This window comes from Streptomyces sp. NPDC030021, assembly GCF_055574035.1.
Genome location: NZ_JBVIAH010000004.1, coordinates 1 through 19447, shown reverse-complemented (window position 1 = coordinate 19447; position 19447 = coordinate 1). Strand labels below are relative to the sequence as shown.

Genomic DNA, 19447 nt, shown 5'->3' with positions numbered 1-19447 from the left:
CGCGCCTCACGCGCCCCGCCGCTCCTACGCCCGCCGGCCGGCGGCCCCCGCCGCCCGTTCCCGCAGCCGGCGCTTGTCCGGCTTGCCCCGCGCCGTCAGCGGGATCGCCCGTTCCCAGAACACCGCGGTGGGCCGGTGCGCCGGGGCCAGCTCCTTCTCCACCAGGTCACAGGCCTCGGCGGCGAGCCCGGCGCCGGGCTCGTACCCCGCAGCCGGAACCAGGAAGGCGCACACCTCCTCGCCGGTGAGGTCGCTGTGCCGCCCCACCACCACGGCCTGCGCGACCGCGGGATGCCGGGCGAGCGCGGCCTCCACGGGCACGCAGTACACGTTGTCCCCGTGGACCATCACCACGTCGTGGATCCGGTCGTCCAGGTACAGGTAGCCGTCCGCCCCGAAGTGCCCGAGGTCCCCCGTCCGCAGCCATCCGTCCCGCAGTACCCCGGCCGTCAGCCCGGGCAGGCCCCAGTACCCGGTCATCATCGCCCCCGACCGCATCCACACCTCGCCCGTGCGGCCGGCCGCCACCGCCCCGCCCCGCCCGTCGCGCACCTCGACCGCCACCCCCGCGACGGGCCGGCCCACCGATGCCAGGAGCTCCGGCCGCCCGCCCACCGCCGCATCGTGATCGTCGGGGGAGAGCCGGCAGATCACCGCCGTCTCGTTGGTGCCGTAGCCCTGCCGCCACCGGCCGCCCCAGCGGGTCACCGCCTCGCGCAGCCGTTCGGGGTGGACGGGCGAATCACCGTAGGAGACCGCCGCCAGCCCCGGTACACCGTGGGCGGTCGCCGGGTCGTCCAGCAGCCGGTACACCATCGAGGCCGTCAGGTACGTGGCCACCGGCCCCAGGCGGCGGCAGGCCGCCGCGAACTCCGCGGGCGCGAACGGTTCGAGGATCTCCACCCGGCCCCCGGCCCGCCACTGCTCCAGGCACCGTCCGCCCGACCGCTGCGCCAGCGAGGTCACCGACAGGTACACCGACTCCGCCCAGGCCGCCGGCCGTACGGCGTTCCGCGCGGCCATCGCCCCGAAGGTGAAGGCCACCCCCTTGGGCCGCCCCGTGGTCCCGCCCGTGTACGTCACCCGCGCCACGTCGTCCTCCCGCGCCCGTACCGGCACCGCTCCGGGCTCCCGCCGGCCGGCCCGGCGCAGCAGCTCGGCCAGTCCGAGCCGGGGCGCCCCGGTCGAGGGCACGGGCACATCGTGCACGACCAGGTCCGGCCGGCAGTCCCGCAGCACGAAGTCGAGCCCGTACAGGGCGGGTCCGGCGAGCACCTGGGTCAGCCGGGCACCCAGCAGGTGCGCGGCGATCCGTACCAGCAGCACCTCCGGCCGGTTCGAACCCGTGACGCAGGCCAGCCCCGAGCCGCGCCCGATCCCCGCCCCGGAGAGCACCCCGGCCAGCCGGCAGGCTCCGTCGAGCACCTCCCGGAATCCGAGGACGACCGGGCCGGCGCCGAGCGCGGGCCGTCCGCCGTACCGCTCCAACGCCCCTACCAGCGACGTGACATACCGCGCGGCCACCATGGGGGACTGCCTCTCCGCGCCGCTCCGGGACACCGGCATCATGGACGCCATGACGAACGAATCCCGTGCTCGTTCCTTCAGCTCCGCGGCCGCACGCTACGCCGCCCATCGCCCCGCGTACCCGCCCGCGCTCTTCGACACGCTGGCGGAGATGGCCGGCTTTCCGCTGGCCGGAGCACGGGTCGCCGACGTCGGAGCGGGAACGGGGATCGCCACCGCCCTCCTGGAGGCCCGCGGGGCCCTGGTGGTCGGGGTGGAGCCGGGCGAGGGCATGGCGCAGGAGTTCCGGCGCCGCAACCCCGGCACCCCGCTGGTCCGCGCGGACGGCAACCGGCTGCCGCTGGCCTGCGGCTGCCTGGACCTGCTGACGTACGCGCAGTCCTGGCACTGGACGGATCCGGCGCACGCCGTCCCCGAGGCCCTGCGCGTGCTGCGCCCCGGCGGGGCCCTGGCGGTGTGGCAGAACGACCCGGACACCGGGGTCGGCTGGATCGCCGATCAGCAGAACCGGATCGAGGAGCGGTTCGGCCCGGGCTGGTACATCAACGAGCGCGCCCTCTCCCAGGAGGGGCTGCGCTTCACCGACCGCCGGCTGGCGTGGTCGCGTCGCGTCCCGGTCGACACGCATCTGGCCAAGCTGTCCACCCACTCCCTGTTCCTCATCGGCGAGCCCGGCACGGATGCCTTCCTGGAGGAGGAACGTGCCCTCCTCATGGACCGGTTCCCGGACGGATGGGTGGAGGAGCACTACGTCGCCGAGCTGAGCGTGGCCGTCCGGGGGCGTGAGACGCGGTAGGGCTGTTCGGGTGAAGCGTCGCAACCTGCGCTCCCCGCGACCGTTGATCAAGGTGCTTATCACCGTGCACTCGTGCGACAGAAGGACCACTGATGATCAAGAAGTTCATGGCCACCGCCGCCGCCACCGCGTCGATCGTCGGCGCGGGCGCGGCCATGGCCGCCCCGGCCATGGCCATCGGCAACGACAACGGGGTCAACACCGTCCAGGGCAACGGCGCCTCGCAGATCTACGGCAACCAGGAGACCCACGGTGACCTGAGCCCGCAGCTCGGCGCGATCCAGGGAACCCTGAACAAGCCCTGCATCGGCCTGCCCGTCAAGGTCAACGCCCAGTCCCTGCTCGCGGTCCTCGCCAACATCGGTGTCCAGGACATCAACGTCCTGTCCAACCCGCAGAACCAGCAGTGCACCGAGAACTCCACCCAGGCCAAGGGCGACGAGTCGCTCTCCCACATCCTGGACAACATCCCGGTCCTGTCGGGCAACGTCTCGGCCGGCAGCTGACGCAGTCCCCTTGTGCGAGCCGGGGCCTCCGACGCCTGCGCGAGTGCCCACGGGGCCCCGGCTTGTTCCACCCGGATCCACCGTTCCCCGGATCCGCCTCCTCCACCGGCGCGCGGCGGCCGACCGGCCGCTGGGGTGGGCACCGAACCGTACGCCACAGAGCCTCCTGCCCGACCGGGCCGGAGGCTCTGTGCGTGTCCTTCCGCCCTTGTCAAGACACGAATGTTCGAGACATGACGGGCAGCGTTCCGATCATGCCCACTTGAATCTCCTGCTTCACCCGGACGGCGTGAGGCCCACCAGGTCCAGGAGGCGAGTGGCGATGAACCCGGAATGCGCAGAGGCGGACCGCTGGGCGGCCATCGGCCACACGGACGGGGAGGACGGAGAGCCGGACGGAATCCACCTGGCTCGTACCGTCACGCAAGAGGTCCGGCGGACCGGGAAGCATTTCCTGCCGCAGTCCCTCCTGTTCCGGCTCAGCGAGATCCATGCCCGCCAGGCCGCGCACCGCCGGCCCCACCTCCAGGCGTTCCTCGACTGCATGCTCGACAAGCACGAAGGGCGCTACGGGAACCGGACCTACCTCTCCCTGCCGCTGCTGGAGCTCCTCCTGGGCGACACGGATGACGCGCCGGACCCGAACCGCATGGCAACGCTGCTCATATCCGACGTCATACGCTTCGAGATCCGGACGCAGGCCGCGGCAGGGGAAGCGCGGGAACCGCAGGAATCGCGGGAAACCGTGCACCGGGATCCGCCGGACCCGGTGACCCTGCGCAAGCGGCTTCGCCACGCACTGCGATTCGTGGCACACGACCCCGGCGTCCCGGATGCCGACGACCTGACCTCCCGGGCGGCCCACGTGCCGTGGTCGCGCTGGGCGGACGTCGCCGAGCTCCTTCCCCGGCCCACGGCCAACGGGGCCGGCCACTGGTTCGACGTGACGGTCCAGCCCGTGTACGTGCTGCACGACGAGTACTTCTTCATCCGGGCCCTTCAGGCCCACGAAATGATCTTCACGGCGATCGGGGCGCTGCGCGCCGGCCGGCTGGACACGGCGGCCGGCCATGTGGACCGTGCGGCCGGTCTTTTCGACCGGGCCTCGGCGCTGTTCCGGATGGTGGCCACGATGCGGCCCGGACACTTCTCCGCGTTCCGGCAGTTCACCCAGGGCGCCAGCGCCATCCAGTCCGAACAGTGCAAGCGCTTCGAGATCCTGTGCGGCCTCCCGACCGCCCCGCGGCTGGGGTCGCAAGCCTTCACCAGCGTCCCCTCCGTACGGGCGGAGGCCGAGGGTGAGGCCCACGACACGGTGGTCCGGGCCTACCTCGACCTGCGCCGCTCGGCCCGTTTCGGCGAGGCCGAGTGGAACCGCTTCCGCAGCGCGCTCGGCGAGCTGGAGGAGCGGCACCAGCACTGGAAGTCCACCCACCGGAGCCTCGCCGCGCGCATGCTCGGCGGGGCCCGCGGATCGGGTTACACCGCCGGTGTCCCCTACCTGGCCGAGTGCCTGGACAACCGGCTCTTCTGGCAGCTCGGTCAGCAGCGCGGCGCGGGCGAGTGCGCCTGAATGATCGTCAGAAGGGGCGCGTCGGAAGGTACTTGCCATCCAGGGTGATGACGGCGCGCTCACCGCCCTCGGGGTCGGCGACCTTCCTGACGTCCAGCTTGAAGTTGATCGCGCTGATGATGCCGTCCCCGAACTGCTCGTGGACCAGTGCCTTCAGCGTGGTCCCGTAGACCTGCAGCATCTCGTGGAAGCGGTAGATCGTCGGATCGGTCGGGATGCCGCCGGGGAGGGAACCGCGGGTCGGGATCGTCTGCAGGAGCCGCACCGCGTCCTCGTCCAGGTCCAGCAGTCCGGCGACCGCCTTCGCGGCGGCCTCGGGCAGGGCGTGCTGGCCCAGCAGGGCGGCGGTGACGAAGGCGACCGACAGACCGGCCGCGTCGGCGAGCTGCTGCCAGGACAGGTCCTTGTGGGTCTTGGCGTCGACGGCGGTGACGGCCAGGGCCTGGCGGGCGGTGGGGTCGAACTGGGCGTGCAGCATCAAAGGTGTCCTTCGGAGCAGAGGGGTGAGGGGGAGGGGATGGGGTGAAACGGGGGCGGGGCGTCAGCAGTCCGCTGCGGCGCCGACGTCCGTGACACCGCCGGAGCGGATGTCGTAGACCCAGCCGTGCAGCGTCAGGGTCCCCGCGGCCCGTGCGCGGGCGACCGAGGGGTGGGTGGCCAGGTTCGCGAGCTGGGCGCGTACGTTCTCGCGGACCAGGGCGGGCAGCCGGTCGGGGCCGGCGGCACCCGCCGTACGGGCCACCGAGGCGTCCGCATGCCGCAGCCACCCCGCGACGGAGGCGGCGGCGCTCAGGTCGGCGCCCTCGGCCAGCGCGGTCATCGCCCCGCAGGCGGAGTGCCCGCACACGACGATGCCGGTGACCCCGAGGACCGCGACGGCGTACTCGATACTGGCCGCCACCCCGTCCGCACCCGGTGCGTGCGCGGGGACGAGATTTCCGGCGGTGCGGACGACGAACAGCTCGCCGGGCTCGCTATGGGTGATCAGCTCAGGCACCACGCGGGCGTCCGAACAGCCGATGAACAGGGTCGTCGGCCGGTGCACCTCGGCCAGGTGGGCGAAGAGGTCCGCCTTGGCCGGAAACACCTCGCGCTGGAAACGCGCGACGCCGTCCGCGAGGTCGTGCGGTCCGGGCATGGTCTGCAAGGTCTGCATGGTCACTCCCTCCTGGGATGCGCCCCGTACGGGGCTTGACGTGTTCCACCATGCATGACCTGCATCTATTGTGTCCAAGACGCAATATCCATGTCTGTCATCGATGCCATCTATAGTCGGGTCCATGGCTCTGGAACTGCGTCACCTGCGCTACTTGATCGCCGTCGCCGAACACGGCAGCTTCACCCGCGCCGCCGAAGAGCTGCGGATCTCCCAGCCCACCCTGTCCCAGCAGGTGAAGCAGCTCGAACGCACCGTCGGCGTCCAGCTGTTGGACCGGACCGGGCGCGCCGTGCGGCTCACCGACGCCGGCGCGACGTACGTCCACTACGCGCGCGGCGCCCTACGCGACCTGGCCGCGGCCGAGCGCGCCGTCCTGGACCTGGCCGACCTCTCCCGCGGCCACCTGCGCCTCGCGCTGACCCCCACCTTCACCACGTACCTCGTCGGCCCGCTCGTCGCCGGGCTCCACAGCGCGCACCCCGGCATCACCCTGGAGATCCGGGAAATGCCCCAGGATCGGATCGAAGCCGGGCTGCTCGCCGACGAGCACGAGCTCGGCCTCGCCTTCGAGGGGCCGCACCTGCCCGGGATCGCGGCGACCCCGCTGTTCACGGAGACCCTCGGCCTGGTCACCGCCGCCGGCGAGGATCCCGGACCGCTGCCCGTGAGCGACCTCGCGACGCGCCGACTGGCCTTGCTCAGCGGGGACTTCGCCACCCGCGAGCACGTCGACGCCTACCTCGCGGCGCACGGCGTACGGCCGCACATCGCGGTCGAGGCGAACTCCGTGCAGGCCCTCACCGAGATCGTCCGGCGCACCACACTGGCCACCGTCCTGCCCGACGCCGTCACCCACGACCACCCGTACCTGCGCCCCGTACCGCTCGACCCCGCCCTGCCGTCCCGGACGGTGACCCTGCTGCGCCGGGAGAGCGCGTACGAGAGCGCCGCGGCCCGCGCCTTCACCGAACTCACCGCCCGCCTGGTCCGCGATCGCGGCTACCGCCTCCCGCTGCGCGCGGACGCGCAGCGGGAGGCGGCCGGGAGCGGGGCCGATCACTTGCCGGGGCACTCCTTCCAGGCCAGGTGATAGATGGTGTTGATGCTGCCGTCGGTGGAGTCCATCGTCATGTAGCTGGTCGACGAGGGGGACGAGGTGCCTCTGGTCACGCGCAGCTCGGTGTTGATGTTGAAGTTCCGCTGCACCCCGCACGGCGCCCAGACCAGTTGGGCCCAGTCGGTCACGTCCGTGGCCTGCCAGTTGTCCTCCTGTGGTCCGCTGAAGTTGTGGGTGCGCGCGGCGGTGTCCGGTGAGCCCTGGAAGTAGTACGAGGCCTTCTCGGTGGCCTTGGCGCCCGGCGCGAGCGAGGCGTAGCCGCGGTAGTCGGCACTGGCGACCGCGTAGGTGAAGCCGTGGGGCACGTGGACGATCAGGCTGAGCTGGCAGTTCTTGCGCGCCGCGGTGGGCGGGGCGCCGCCGCCGACCTGGGCGAGGTACTGGCTGTAGGTCACCGTGAAGGCGGTGTTGTCCTGGGACACGGCGACCTGCGCGGTGTCCTTGGGGCATCCGGATCCGTTGACCGTGGCGACTTCGATCACGATGCGGTCGGGCGGCGGGTCCACGATCGTGGAGGGGGTGGCGTGCGTGGGCAGGGTGGCGGTGAGCAGGGCGCCGATCGCGCCGCTCACGAGGAATCCACCGGACATGTTTCTCCGATCCACTGCTTCGGTACCGGGCGGCGCGCAGGCGGGCATGCCTGTGTGCCGGTGGGTGGGGGGTGCGGCCGGCCAGAGCGGGGCCGGGTCGTCACAGACCGGTGTGCAGGGTGGAACGGGGGCAGGCCCAGGAAGGGGAATCTGGGCATGTCCCTGACAATTCCCGGTCGGTGAAGACCGGGTGCCCGAATCGTAGGAACCCCCGGCGGCCCGGACCAGGGCGATGTCCGGCCAATCGCGCCGCCCGGCCCGGACCGGCCGGATCCGGACGACCGGCCGGGGGCCCAAGAGCGGAATCAGGCCGCGGCCGGCCGGGCCAGCCGTTCGACGCGGGCCACGAACTCCGCCGGATGGAACGGCTTCGCGAGACAGTCGCTCACACCGGCCTCCAGCGCGCGCTCCGTGCACTCCGGATCCGCGGGCGGCAGCGCGAGGATCGGCACCCGCCCGTGATCGGGGTGCCGGCGGATCTCCTCGAACAGCGCCACCTCGTCCAGGCCCGGCCCGGTGCGCTCACAGATCACCAGGTCGATCGGGCCGGCGCTGCCCAGCAGGGAGACGGTGTCCACCCCGGTCCCGCCGTCGACGACGGTGAACCCCCGGGCCACGAGGAGGCGCTCCAGCAGGCCCCGGAGGGTCGTCTCCTTCGCCACGAGGAGGATCCTGCTCGGGGTGTCGCCGCTCATGTCGTTCCTCTTCATCCGTGTGGGGGGTCCCGCAGAGCCTACGAGGCGGGGCGTGTGCACACCCGCTCCGGGGCACCTCATCCGGTAGCTTCGGTCCATGAGCACAGAGCCGCAGAGCTTTGAGATCCTGCTGGTGCCCGGGCACATCGAGAACCTGCGCGGCGAGTCCCCCGCGGACCGGGCCTTGCGGTCGGCCACGGTCGAGGCGACCGGCGAGACGGGCGCCTCGGGCTACCCCCGCTACCGCGGGCAGGGCGTGGAGGCCGACATCGACCCGAGCACGCGCACGGTCGAGGCCCTGCTGGTCGACGGTGCGGAGCTGGACTACGGGCTGGTCGCCATGATCGCCCCCGAGCGGGGCCGCGGCAAGCACTGAAGGGGTTTCCGAGGCGCGGGATCCGGACCTCGCGAGGAGGCCCCGGCGACTCGCCGCTCCAAGTCGACATCGGCCATTTCGCACCCACGCTGCGTACGGTCGCGGTGCTGCCCCCGTAGCCTCGAAGTGCGGCCGCCCCCGTGCGGAGGGCCGCCGTACGCGAGCCACCTCCCTGCCCCGCCCACCCTCTGAGCGGAGAACCACAGATGGCACCCACCCTCGCCCTCAAGCCCGGTACCGCCTGGTCCGACGCGTGGCGGCGGTCCCTGGCCGCCGCCCCCGAGGCCTTCCGTGACGACCGCGTCCTCAACCTCTGGGCCGGCTCCTGGCAGCCCGACGGCCGCAGCCTGCCCGCCACCAGCCCGGTCGACGGCAGCCCCGTCGCGGGCCCGCCGCGGCTCGACCCGGAGACCGCCGGTGCGGCCGTACGGGCCTGCCTCGACGAGCACCGCGCCTGGCGGCACGTCCCGCTGCCCGAACGGCGGGCCCGGGTCACCGCCGCCCTCGACGCCCTCACCGAGCACCGGGAACTGCTCGCGCTCCTGCTCGTCTGGGAGATCGGCAAGCCCTGGCACCTCGCCCAGGCCGATGTGGACCGGGCCGTGGACGGCGTCCGCTGGTACGCGGAGCACATCGAGGCCATGACCGAGGGCCGGTCCCCGCTCGCCGGGCCCGTCTCCAACATCGCGAGCTGGAACTACCCCATGTCCGTACTGGTCCACGCCATGCTCGTACAGGCCCTCGCGGGCAACGCGGTCATCGCGAAGACCCCCACCGACGGAGGGCTCGCCTGCCTCACCCTCGCCGGCGCGCTGATCCGCCGCGAGGGCATCCCCGTCACCCTGGTCAGCGGCAGCGGGGCCGAACTGTCCGAGGCCCTCGTACGCTCCCCGGAGATCGGCTGCGTCTCCTTCGTCGGCGGCCGCGACACCGGAGCACGGATCGCCACCGCCGTCACCGACCTCGGCAAGCGCCACATCCTGGAGCAGGAAGGCCTCAACACCTGGGGCATCTGGGAGCACACCGACTGGCCCGCCCTGACGGCGGTCATCCCCAAACTCTTCGACTACGGCAAGCAGCGCTGCACCGCCTACCCGCGCTTCGTCGTCCAGCGCACCGCCTTCGACGCCTTCCTCGCCGCCTACCTGCCGGCCGTCTCCGCCATCCGGACCGGCCACCCGCTCGCCGTCGCGCACCCCGAAGACCCCCTGCCCGAGCTGGACTTCGGCCCCCTCATCAACGCGGCCAAGGCCAAGGAGCTCACCGACCACGCCGCCGAGGCGATCGAGCGGGGCGCCGTACCGCTCTACCGCGGCACGCTGGATCCGGCCCGCTTCCTGGAGGGCCAGGACACCTCCGCGTACATGGCCCCGCTCACGCTGCTCAGCCCGCCGGCCTCCTCCCCGCTCTACCACGCCGAACCCTTCGGGCCCGTCGACACGATCGTCCTCGTCGACACCGAGGCGGAGCTGCTCGCCGCGATGAACGCCTCGGGCGGCGCCCTCGTCGCGACCCTGTCCACCGACGATCCGGCCACCTTCGCCCGGCTCGCCCCACAGATCAGGGCCTTCAAACTCGGCCACGGCAAGCCCCGCTCGCGCGGCGACCGCGAGGAGCTCTTCGGCGGGTTCGGCGGCTCCTGGCGCGGTGCGTTCGTCGGCGGCGAACTGCTCGTGCACGCCGTCACCGACGGCCGGGACGGCGAACGGCTGCCGGGCAACTTCCCCGAGTACCAGCTGATGCCGTAGAGGCCCGGCTCCCCCGGGCGGGGGAGGCGGACGGTACGCGGGGAGGAGGTGGCGGCGGCGTCCGGGCCAGCAGGATGGGGCCATGACCCGATCACCGAGAAAGCAGCTGGTCGCCGCACTCACCGCCGGTGCCGGAGCGCTCGCCTACACCGTCAGCAAGGTGGACCTCGCGCGGGACGGCGAGCTGGGCATGCCGGGCTTCCCCGCCCCGCCCGAGGCCTACGCCCAGGTCGCCGACGTCACGGCCGCCCAGCTGGGCAATGCCGGCCTCGGCCTGCTCATGGCGGTCGTGTCCCTGCTGCTGGTCCGCCCGCCGGCCGCCCACTGGCTGCGGCGGACCGCGGTCGGCGTCTCCTGGCTGGGCGTCGCGATGGTCGGGGCCGGGGTCATCGGCTTCGGCGCCCGGGCGGCCGGGCTGGCCCCGGGCCTGGGGGACCCGCCTCCCCGCATGACGACGGCTGTCGCGTCCCTGGTGGTCGGCGCTCTCTGGGTGGCGGGCTGGTCCGTGGCCGCGGCAGGGGCCACGCGGAGCAGGCGGGGCAGGCGGGGCAGGCGGGGCAGGCGGGCCACCGGGGCGCGGTAGCCCATCGGACGGGCCCGGCCCGGCCCCGTGGTGCGGGGGCCGGGCCGGGTTTCGCTCCGGTCGGGAGCTCAGGTGGGCGTCAGCTCACCTGGAGGGTGACGTCGTCCACGACGAAGGAGGTCTGCAGGGACTGGTCCTCCGTGCCGTTGAACTGCAGGGTGACGGTCTGGCCGGCGAACTGCGAGAGGTCGTAGGACTTCTCCACGTAGCCGGAGTTCGCGTTCAGGTTGGAGAGGGTCTCCAGGGTCTGGCCGGCCACCGAGACGGTGAACCGGTCGTAGACGACGTTCTCGTCCTCGTCCGTGTCGATGTGGAGGAAGAAACCGAGCCGGTACGTGGAGCAGCCCGACGGGATGGCCAGCGTCTGGGCGGCGCTGTCCGTGTGGGTGGACCCGTACCCGTTCAGCCATGCCTTGTAGCTGCCGCCGTGCGGGGTCTGGCCGGACTGGTTGGTGATGACACCGGCGGTCGCGCTCCACGGGCTGGAGCCGTTCTCGAAGCCGCCGTTGGTCACGAGCTGGCGCGGTGTGCAGGTACCGCCACCGGTGACGGTGAGCGTGTAGGTGGTGGTGTGGCTGACGGTGCCGGAGCCGGTGATCGTCAGGCTGTAGGTGCCGGGCGCGGTGCTCGCGCCGACCTGGACGGACAGCGCCGAGGAGCTGCCGGACTGGACGGACGTCGGACTGAGCGTCGCGGTGACACCGGCCGGCGCGCCGGAGACGGAGAGCGCGACGGTCTGGGCGGCGCCGCTCACGGTGGAGGTGTTGACCGTGGCGGAAGCCGAGCCGCCGGGGGCCGCGCTGCCCGCGGACGGGCTGACGCCGACGGAGAAGTCCTGCGCGGGGGTCTCACCGCCGACCGCCTGCTTCCAGACGGCGTAGGCGACACCGTCGGCGCTGCGGTTCAGCACCGTGGCGTTGATGTTGTTCGTGGTGTCGCAGGAGCTGTGGTAGCAGGAGTCGTAGGCGGCGTTGGCCGTGCCGCCCCACTTCGTGGCCTGCGCCGAGGTCTTGCGGGCGCTGGCGCCGGCCGCGTAGCCGGAGGTGGGGATGCCGGCCTGCTGGAAGGAGTAGTCGTCGCTGCGGCCCTGGCCCTCGGTGTTCTCCTCGGGTGCCAGGTTCAGCGAGGTCCAGTACGCCTTCAGCGGGGCGGCGGTGGTGGAGTTGACGTTGTTGATGAAGTAGCCGCCGTTGGTGGAGCCGACCATGTCGAAGTTGTAGTAGCCCTTGATGGCGCTGCGCTGGGCGCTGCTCAGCTGGTTGACGTAGAACTCGGAGCCGTTGAGGCCCTGCTCCTCGTCGGTCCACCAGGCGAAGCGCACGTGCTTGGTCATCGTCGGGTTCTTCTGGGCGAGGACGAGGGCGTTCTCCAGCAGGGTCGCGGAGCCCGAGCCGTTGTCGTTGATGCCGGGGCCGGCCGAGACGCTGTCGAGGTGGGCGCCGAACATGACGGTCTGGTCGGCGGGGCCGCCGGGCCAGTCGGCGATCAGGTTGTTCGACGGGTAGGTGCAGGAGGTGCAGTTCTGCTCGGTGACGGTGTAACCGGCCGCCTGCAGCTTGCCCTTCACGTACGCCAGCGACTGGGTGTAGCCGGCGCTGCCCGCGCGGCGGTGGCCGCCGTTCTGGCTCGCGATGGTGTTGAACTGGGTCAGGTGCGCCTGCACGTTGGCGACGTCGATGTCCGGCGGGTCGTTGCCGGGCTGGGTCCCGCCCACGTTCAGCGAGTAGTCGACCGTGTGGGAGAGGGCCGCGCCCTGGCCCTTGACGACGACCGTGGACGCACCGGGAGCCGCGTTGGCCGTCGCGGTCAGGGTGAGCACCGAGGACTGGCCGGACTGCACGGTGGCCGGGTTGAAGGAGGCGCTCACGCCGGCCGGCAGGCCGGAGGCGGTCAGCGTCACCGACTGGGCGTTGCCCGTGGTGACCGTGGTGCCGACCGTGGTGGTGACGGAAGCGCCCTGCTGGACGGTGCCCGAGGACGGGCTCAGCGACATCGAGAAGTCGTTGTTCTGACCGCTCGGGGTGCAGGTCGGGTCGGCGGTCTGGGCGGGCACGCTGATGCCGTCCCAGGCGGCCTTGGTCCTGTTGAAGAGGTCACAGGTGGTGTCGAGCGACTTGGCGGAACTCAGCGTCGCCGTCCGGTACTTCTTGTACGACATGCTGCTGGTCTTGAGTAGCATGCCGCCGTAGAAGATCTTGCCGGCGTTCTGCACGCCCACCCCCGTCAGGGTGGTGCCGTTGCAGGTGCTGCTGTTCGGCTTGCCGCCGCCCGGGCTGGTGCCCTCGGCCAGCAGGTAGAACCAGTGGTTCAGGGGACCGGCCGCCGCGTGCACCTCGGTGCCGGGTATCGCGGAGCTGTAGCAGGCCGGGTCGTTGTTGACGGCCGGCGGGTTGTACATGTTCCGGATCGGGCCCCGGCCCTGGAGGTTGATGACCTCGCCGACCGTGTAGTCCGGGGTGTCGTACGGGGCCGGCTCGTTGGCGAAGGCCTCGGTCAGCGCGCCGAAGATGTCGCCGGTGGCCTCGCCGAGCCCGGACTCCTGGCCGCTGGTGCCGCCCGGGGTGTTGGAGTCGATGGCGTGCCCGTACTCGTGGGCCACCACATCGATGCCGGCGATCCACTCGTTGGCGCTGTTGCGCCCGATGGTGACCGAACTGCCGTCCCAGTAGGCGTTGAGGTCGCTCAGGCCCACCTTGGCGGGGAAGCTGCGCCCGTTGCCGCTGACGCCGTTGCGGCCCAGCCACTGGGAGAGCATGTCCCACTGCTTCTGCGCCGCGAACATCAGGTCGACGCAGCCGGTCTCCTTGCTCGTGGGGTTGCCCGTGCCCCAGGAGTCGGAGGACTTCGAGAAGACCGTGCCGGTGCTGTAGTCCGCACAGCTCAGGCCGGTCCGGACCGGGTCGCGCAGCGTGTACGTGGAACCCGAGCCGGTGGTGTCGATGGTGACCGGGCCCGGCCCGTTCCACTTGCTGTTTCCGGTGCCCGCGACCACCTCGTCGTAGCTGTCGACGAAGGCGCCGGTCCGCGCGTCCACGAACACGTGCAGCCTGCTGGGCGCAGTCTTCGTACGGCCGCTCAGCACGGTCTCCCAGGCCAGCACCGGCTTGTCGTCTTTGAGGCGGACCACGAGCCGGCTGCTCTCGACCTTGTCGACCGAGGCCAGCTTCGCCCGCGAGGCGGACTCGGCGTCCTTCGCGGAGACCGACGCCCGGGTGGAGACGTCGATGCGCACGGAGGAGGCGGACTGGAGGGCGCGCACCTTGCCGCTGCCGTCCGCGAGCACGACCGCGTCGCCGCCGACGACCGGCAGGCCGCGGTAACTGCGCTCGTACGAGACGGAGTAGAGGTCCTTCACCCAGGGGGTGACGAGACGCCGTTCGTACTGTTCCTGGGAGGAGTTGACCAGGGAGTCCAGGCCGCTGTCGACGGCCTGGTCGGCGGCCGCCACCGCACGTGCGGCCGGTGTGTCCTTCTGGGACGGGGAGGGCTGCGCCTGCTGCGCCGCCGATGCCGTCCCGGCCAGAGCGCCGGCAAGGCTCGCGGTCAGCGCCATCGCTGCCACGGCCGCCGTCCATCTGCTGGGATGCAACGTCCACTCCGATCGTGGGGGGTCGGGGATGAGTGTCGTTCGCGGCCGAGTATGAGCGTGAACATGACGAGATTGGGACATCTCGGGGGGCATAAGGTCCGCGTTATGGTGCCGTGGCGGCCCGGCTCGTACGCTGCCCGGATGCAGCTGGAGTTGAGGCATCTGCAAGCCGTCTGCCGGATAGCGGAGGCGGGCAGCCTGGGGGGCGCGGCGCGGCGGCTCGGAGTGTCCCAGCCCGCACTTTCCGCCCAGTTGCGCCGCATCGAACGGGTCACCGGGGGCGAGCTCTTCGTACGGGGCCGCAGCGGGGTGGAACCCACGGCACTGGGCCAGTTCGTGCTGGCCAAGGCGCGTCGCGTACTCAGCGAGATGGACGCTCTGGGAGCGCAGGCACGAGCCATGTCGACCGGCGGCCCGCTGCGGCTGGGCTGCATCATGCTCGTGCTGCTCGACGGCCTCCTCGCCCAGACCGACCTGTCCATGTCAGGCCGGGAGATAGCCGTGGACCTGGAGGATTCGGTCACCGTGCTGGCGCGGATGCTCGGCGCCGGACGCTACGACGCCATCGTGTACGGGGAGGTCAACGGCCACGAGGTGCCGCTGCCGGAGGGAACCCTGGCCAGGACGCTGATTCCGAAGGAGCCGTTCTGCATCCGGCTGTCCGCCGGGCACCCCCTCGCGGGTCTGGACCGCATCGAACTGGCCGACCTGGCCGGGGAGTCGTGGATGACCCTGGTGGAGGACGACGACGGCGGCCCCGAGGCACTCGTCACCGCCTGCGCGAAGGCCGGATTCAGCCCCTCACTGCGCTACCGGATCACCGACCGCAAGATGCAGCACGACCTGATCGCCGCGGGGCGCGCGGTCGCGCTCAGCCAGCCGACGGCCCCGTCCGGGGAGGGCACGGTGATGCGTCCGCTCGTCGGCACCCCCATCATCGGCCGCATCCGCCTCGCGTGGAGCCGCGCGGCGCTCTCGGCCGGGCAGGCGGAACTGCTCTACCGGGCCGCGGCCCGCGCCTACCTGGCCAATGTGGACAACAACCCCTTCAACAAGGAGTGGTGGGACGCCCACCCGGAGGTGCATCCGGCCCTCGACTGACCGGCGGGGCGTCGCGGGGGGTATGCGTGCCGCGGGGCCGGGCGGGGGTCAGCTCCGGCGGTGGGCCGTCAGCAGCAGGTACTCCCACTCCATGGCCCCGTCCACCGTGTACTCGGCGGCGAGGGCGTCGAGCGCCGCGTCCAGCTCGGCGACCCGGTCCGGATCGCCGGCGACGGCGCGGTAGACGGCCACGGTGGGCCCGTAGCAGGCCTTGAAGAACTCCCGGAAGTCCGTGGGCCCGGTGAAGCGGTCCACGCGAACCGTCCGGCGCCGCGAGTCCACGTCGGTGACCGCGTCGCCGAGCAGCTCGTGCACGTGTTCCTCGTCCCCCCACAGCGGGGGCGGCTGGGCCCCGGGCGGCGGCGGGGGAGCGTACGGCTTCATCGTGGCGAACATCCGGCCCACGAAGCCCTGCGGGGTCCAGTTGATCAGCCCGACCGTGCCGCCGGCCCGGCAGACGCGCAGCATCTCCTCGGCTGCGGGCCGGTGGTGCGGGGCGAACATGATGCCGACGCAGGACATCACGACATCGAACTCGCCGTCGGCGAAGGGCAGGTGCTCGGCGTCCGCCTCCCGCCACTCCAGGGTGGCCCCGCGTACGGCGGCCAGGTGCCGGCCGATCTCCAGCAGCTCGGGGGTGAGGTCGGACGCCACCACGTCGGCCCCGGCCAGGGCGGCCGGAATGGCGGCGTTGCCCGAGCCCGTCGCGATGTCGAGCACCCGGTCGCCGCGCTGGACGCCGCACTCCTTCACGAGCACGGCCCCGAGATCCGGAATGACGTGGGAGGCCACCGACTGGTAGTCGCCCAGCGCCCACATCGCGCGGTGCCGGGCCTTCAGAGTGCGGTCCGCCTGGGCCGCATCGCTCGCCTGGGTCATGACAGCCGTCCTCCAGGGCTCGGGGCAGCCCCTTCTCCGAGCATAGGTACGTTTCACGGCCCCGGCCCGTCGGCGGCCCCACGGGCGCCCACCGCTTCAGTCGCGGGAGGCCAGGCGGCCGAAGTCGCGCGCGAAGCCCTCGCGGAAACCGGGCCGCTCCAGCGCCCGCTCGAAGGCGAGCGCGGCCCGGGCGAGCGCGGCCTCGTTCTCCTGGGCGGTGGCGAGTTCGGCGAGGTACGCGCGCAGGCTCAGTCCGCGGTCCGCGGCGAGCACGGCGAGGCGGTCGTGCACATCGGTGTCGACCTCGACGGTGGTGGTGTCGGCCATGCTCCGAGTATGCGCGTCCGGTGACCGGCCGGGGGCCCGTTCGGGGCAGGCGTGCTGCCTGCGGGGAACGGGCCCCGGTACGGTCGTCCATGTTCTGCGGGGAACGGGCCCCGGTACGGTCGTCCATGTTCTGCGGTGGACCGGCGGCGGTCCGGCGGGCTCACAGGGCGCAGGTGTTGACCGTGCCGGCCCCGGGCGCCGCCGCAGCCACCGCACGGCTCGCGGGCGGGGCGACCCGCGCCCGAGGGGACGGCCTCAGGCGCGGACGCGGCCGGAGAGCCAGGGCGTGAGCGAGGGGCCCCCGACGCTCTCCCGGTACGTCTCGTCGCCGGGCAGGGGGACGGACAGCCAGTAGCCCGGCGGGAAGAACCGTCCCTTCACGAAGGCCAGTCCGCCGTAGACGGACCTCAGGAACGCGGGGACGGAGTCCCGGGGGACGTCGTCGAACTCCACCCCGTCGACGGTGATCTTCGCGTCGTCCTCCGGGAAGATCCGCACGCTGACGGCCGGGCTGCCGCCCAGTTCCACGAACGCCTCGTGGGGCAGGGATCCGTCGGGGTCGACGACGGCGAACAGGGGCGCGGAGGTCCGCCGCGACGTCTGGTCGGCGCCGATGTCGTCGGTTACGGACACGGCCAGCCGGTGCTCGGCCGCGATCGCCCGAATCGCCGCGACGGCCGACTCGGTGGTCGGCAAGGAGGGATGCGTCATGATCCAGATCATGCCGCACGACACCATGGCTCGCCGCCCGGTGTGAGGCGCCCGGATACGTCCGGCCGGCTCCGCTCTCGCTCAACGCGAGGGCGGAGTGCCGGATATGGTGCAAGCAGCACCAGGTCGCGAGCGCCGTGGTGCCGGTGGAGGCCTGAACCGTCGGAGGGGGAGGTGGCGGTGTGCACACCGTGCCCTGGGTGCACGTCGTTCCGGAGCAAGGCGCCCTGCCTGTCGATCTGTTGCTACCCGACACCGGCAGGACGTACGCAGCGCGCCTCGACGGCCGCGAGATGAGGGACTCGGACGCGGTCTTCCTGCAGTTCTACGACCGACTGAAGCTGCCGGACTACTTCGGGTGGAACTGGAACGCCCTCCTCGACTGCCTGCGCGATCTCAACTGGCTCCTGCCCGCGGACCGCTGCGTACTCGTCGTCGAGGCTGCGGATGAGGTGCTGCCGGACGATGCCGACACCCGGCGACTCCTCTTCAGGACCCTTCTGCGGGCAGGCCGGCGATGGTCCTGCACACGCCGGTCCGACGGCCTCGACGTGAGCAGGCTCGTGATCGTCATGTCCTGCGCGGCAGCATCCGTTCCGGACCTGCGGGAACAACTGCGCCTGTGCTGGGACGAGACGGTCTCGTCATAGGACCGGACCGGCGGTCGTGGTGCGTCCGGGCCGGACGAGGAGCCGTGGGTACCGTCATCCCGTCAGGGAGTTCCCGGGGGCCAGGGCTGCGGCGATCCGGGCGGCGATGGTCTGCGCCGTGTTGTTCTCCGGGGCCTTGGGGCCGACCGTGGTGGACACCGCGATGGCCAGGTGCTTGCCCGGCAGGTACGCCTGGATGGCCGCGTAGCCCGCGAAGGACGGGTTCGACTGGATCCAGCCGTTCTGGACGATCACGCCGTAGCCGAAGTGCCGGGCCGGAAGCTGGCGGAAGCAGTCCTTGGGCGCACAGCCGGGGGTGTTGCCGCCGAGGCCCACCGTGCCCGGGTCGAGTTGGACCTTGAAACTCTGCGGCGAGAGGAGCTCACCCGTACCCACGACCTCGGCCGAGCGGGCCAGATCGCAGATGTGGGTGTTCAGGACCGCACCGGGGGCGGTGGTCCAGGAGGGGTTCCAGAAGGTGGACTCCTCGTACATGCCGCGCTCCGCGTCGAAGGAGTGCAGGACGGGCTCCTCGATCTGGGGCGTGAAGCTGTTGAGGGTGTTGTCCAGCCCGGCGGGCCCCGTGATCTGCTGCTCCATCACCTTGGCCAGCGGCATGCCGGAGATCTTCTCCAGGGCCTGCCCGAGGAGCACGAAGTTCGCGTGGGAGTAGCTCCAGCTCGTCCCCGGCTCGTAGAGCATGGGGTGGGCGGCGGAGATGCCCACGAGCTCGTCGGGGGTCCACTGGCGGAAGGGGTCGGCGTACAGGGCCGCGAGGAACTTCGGGTCGGGCACGTAGTCGCGCAGCCCCGAGGTGGAGGCGCCGAGCATCCGCAGGGTGATCTCGTCGGCGTGCGGCGCGTCGGGAAGCCAGCGCGAGATCGGATCGTCCAGGCCGGCCTTGCCGTCCTCGACGAGTTGCAGCATGGCGATGCCCATGTAGACGATGGCCACCGAACCGGCCCGGAAGTGCATGTCCGCCGTGGCCGGGACACCCGTCATCGACTCGCCCAGTGCGCCCGTGACGACCTCTTGCCCGTCGCGCGTGACCCGCAGTACGACGGCGTTCAGGTCCAGCTCCTTCTGCGCCGCCTTGGCGATGTCCATGATCTGCTTCGCCTCGCCGCCCGAGGGCTCGGGGGACGCCACGCACGACGCCGGCGCGGACCCCTCGCCGGTCGCCGCCCACGCGCCGCTGGCCGGCAGGACCGTGCCGAGCAGCGCGGTGGCGCACAGCAGCGCCGTCCGGGCGCGGCCCGGCTGCACGCTCCTCGCTCCGGTCATGGCGATCTCCTGCCGCGAAGAGCCCCTCGGGACAAGGCCCACCCTTCGATGGAACGCCCACCGTGCGAGATGAGCCAGTCGGCGCATCGCCGGCGACGGCCGGACCGGCGGCGTCCGGCCGGGATCCGAATGAGGCGCCCTAGCTTGACTCTGTCGGGGATCTTGGAGTTGCCGAGGTCAGGTGCCCAGGGTGCGCCAGGATTTTGGCCGGGGGATTTCGCGCTGGTCGAGGTAGT

19 protein-coding genes are annotated in these 19447 nt (G+C 72.1%); 9 read left to right on the top strand and 10 right to left on the bottom strand.

Translation table 11 applies throughout. The annotated features are described in order from the left end of the window. Positions 1 to 24 precede the first annotated feature (24 nt). A complete protein-coding gene (locus ACZ4YL_RS08920; protein WP_468114881.1) occupies positions 25 to 1578 on the bottom strand; it encodes an AMP-binding protein in 1554 nt (517 codons plus the stop codon). Here ACZ4YL_RS08920 and ACZ4YL_RS08915 point away from each other — a divergent pair. The 3 genes from ACZ4YL_RS08915 (at position 1577) to ACZ4YL_RS08905 (ending at position 4402) form a co-directional block, all read left to right on the top strand. Further along, positions 1577 to 2323, top strand: coding sequence for a class I SAM-dependent methyltransferase (locus ACZ4YL_RS08915; protein ID WP_468114879.1), 747 nt, complete (start codon positions 1577 to 1579; stop codon positions 2321 to 2323). The two genes, ACZ4YL_RS08920 and ACZ4YL_RS08915, sit on opposite strands and share 2 nt — an antisense overlap. Before the next feature lie 92 nt (positions 2324 to 2415). After that, positions 2416 to 2829 carry a rodlin gene (locus ACZ4YL_RS08910; RefSeq protein WP_468114877.1) on the top strand — a complete coding sequence of 138 codons (414 nt, stop codon included), beginning with the start codon at positions 2416 to 2418 and terminating at the stop codon, positions 2827 to 2829. Positions 2830 to 3151: 322 nt separating this feature from the next. After that, positions 3152 to 4402 carry a tryptophan 2,3-dioxygenase gene (locus tag ACZ4YL_RS08905; protein ID WP_468114875.1) on the top strand — a complete coding sequence of 417 codons (1251 nt, stop codon included), beginning with the start codon at positions 3152 to 3154 and terminating at the stop codon, positions 4400 to 4402. 7 nt (positions 4403 to 4409) lie between these two features. Here the strand turns inward: ACZ4YL_RS08905 and cynS are convergent, their stop codons facing one another. Continuing rightward, the gene (gene cynS / locus ACZ4YL_RS08900) at positions 4410 to 4880 is read right to left on the bottom strand and encodes a cyanase (protein WP_468114874.1); all 471 of its coding nucleotides are present in this window, start codon (positions 4878 to 4880) and stop codon (positions 4410 to 4412) included. Positions 4881 to 4943: 63 nt separating this feature from the next. After that, positions 4944 to 5558: a carbonic anhydrase gene (locus ACZ4YL_RS08895; protein WP_468114872.1), complete on the bottom strand. Its 615-nt coding sequence runs from the start codon at positions 5556 to 5558 to the stop codon at positions 4944 to 4946. Positions 5559 to 5682: 124 nt separating this feature from the next. Here ACZ4YL_RS08895 and cynR point away from each other — a divergent pair, with 124 nt between their 5' ends. Beyond that, a complete protein-coding gene (gene cynR, locus ACZ4YL_RS08890; protein WP_468114871.1) occupies positions 5683 to 6651 on the top strand; it encodes a transcriptional regulator CynR in 969 nt (322 codons plus the stop codon). On the opposite strand, the gene ACZ4YL_RS08885 is transcribed toward cynR, so the two are convergent. Both ACZ4YL_RS08885 and ACZ4YL_RS08880 read right to left on the bottom strand, forming a co-directional pair. After that, positions 6618 to 7268: a DUF4360 domain-containing protein gene (locus ACZ4YL_RS08885; protein ID WP_373045202.1), complete on the bottom strand. Its 651-nt coding sequence runs from the start codon at positions 7266 to 7268 to the stop codon at positions 6618 to 6620. The genes cynR and ACZ4YL_RS08885 overlap by 34 nt on opposite strands. 305 nt (positions 7269 to 7573) lie before the next feature. After that, positions 7574 to 7963 carry a response regulator gene (locus ACZ4YL_RS08880; protein WP_468114869.1) on the bottom strand — a complete coding sequence of 130 codons (390 nt, stop codon included), beginning with the start codon at positions 7961 to 7963 and terminating at the stop codon, positions 7574 to 7576. Positions 7964 to 8060: 97 nt separating this feature from the next. On the opposite strand from ACZ4YL_RS08880, the gene ACZ4YL_RS08875 reads away from it, so the two are divergent. The 3 genes from ACZ4YL_RS08875 to ACZ4YL_RS08865 all read left to right on the top strand — a co-directional run bounded on the left by ACZ4YL_RS08875 (position 8061) and on the right by ACZ4YL_RS08865 (position 10670). Further along, complete coding sequence (locus ACZ4YL_RS08875; protein ID WP_382512640.1) at positions 8061 to 8339, top strand: hypothetical protein; 279 nt, start codon at positions 8061 to 8063, stop codon at positions 8337 to 8339. A 206-nt stretch (positions 8340 to 8545) separates the two neighbouring features. Then, positions 8546 to 10087, top strand: coding sequence for an aldehyde dehydrogenase family protein (locus ACZ4YL_RS08870; protein ID WP_468114867.1), 1542 nt, complete (start codon positions 8546 to 8548; stop codon positions 10085 to 10087). An 82-nt stretch (positions 10088 to 10169) separates the two neighbouring features. Next, on the top strand, positions 10170 to 10670 hold the full coding sequence (locus tag ACZ4YL_RS08865) for a hypothetical protein (RefSeq protein ID WP_468114865.1): 501 nt from the start codon (positions 10170 to 10172) through the stop codon (positions 10668 to 10670). A gap of 79 nt (positions 10671 to 10749) precedes the next feature. Here the strand turns inward: ACZ4YL_RS08865 and ACZ4YL_RS08860 are convergent, their stop codons facing one another. After that, a complete protein-coding gene (locus ACZ4YL_RS08860) occupies positions 10750 to 14223 on the bottom strand; it encodes a M28 family peptidase (protein ID WP_468115614.1) in 3474 nt (1157 codons plus the stop codon). A gap of 177 nt (positions 14224 to 14400) precedes the next feature. On the opposite strand from ACZ4YL_RS08860, the gene ACZ4YL_RS08855 reads away from it, so the two are divergent. After that, positions 14401 to 15360, top strand: coding sequence for a LysR family transcriptional regulator (locus ACZ4YL_RS08855; RefSeq protein ID WP_468114863.1), 960 nt, complete (start codon positions 14401 to 14403; stop codon positions 15358 to 15360). Between the two features lie 48 nt (positions 15361 to 15408). On the opposite strand, the gene ACZ4YL_RS08850 is transcribed toward ACZ4YL_RS08855, so the two are convergent. From ACZ4YL_RS08850 to ACZ4YL_RS08840, 3 genes are all read right to left on the bottom strand, one after another. Continuing rightward, the gene (locus tag ACZ4YL_RS08850) at positions 15409 to 16239 is read right to left on the bottom strand and encodes a class I SAM-dependent methyltransferase (protein WP_468114861.1); all 831 of its coding nucleotides are present in this window, start codon (positions 16237 to 16239) and stop codon (positions 15409 to 15411) included. Positions 16240 to 16335: 96 nt separating this feature from the next. Beyond that, positions 16336 to 16566, bottom strand: coding sequence for an antitoxin MazE7 (locus ACZ4YL_RS08845; protein ID WP_390170639.1), 231 nt, complete (start codon positions 16564 to 16566; stop codon positions 16336 to 16338). A 255-nt stretch (positions 16567 to 16821) separates the two neighbouring features. Beyond that, on the bottom strand, positions 16822 to 17277 hold the full coding sequence (locus ACZ4YL_RS08840; protein ID WP_468114859.1) for a hypothetical protein: 456 nt from the start codon (positions 17275 to 17277) through the stop codon (positions 16822 to 16824). Positions 17278 to 17459: 182 nt separating this feature from the next. Between ACZ4YL_RS08840 and ACZ4YL_RS08835 the strand changes: the two genes are divergently transcribed. Continuing rightward, a complete protein-coding gene (locus tag ACZ4YL_RS08835; RefSeq protein ID WP_468114858.1) occupies positions 17460 to 17927 on the top strand; it encodes a barstar family protein in 468 nt (155 codons plus the stop codon). A 54-nt stretch (positions 17928 to 17981) separates the two neighbouring features. On the opposite strand, the gene ACZ4YL_RS08830 is transcribed toward ACZ4YL_RS08835, so the two are convergent. Next, entirely contained in the window at positions 17982 to 19211 is a 1230-nt protein-coding gene (locus ACZ4YL_RS08830) for a serine hydrolase domain-containing protein (protein ID WP_468114856.1), read from the bottom strand. Between the last annotated feature and the right edge of the window lie 236 nt (positions 19212 to 19447).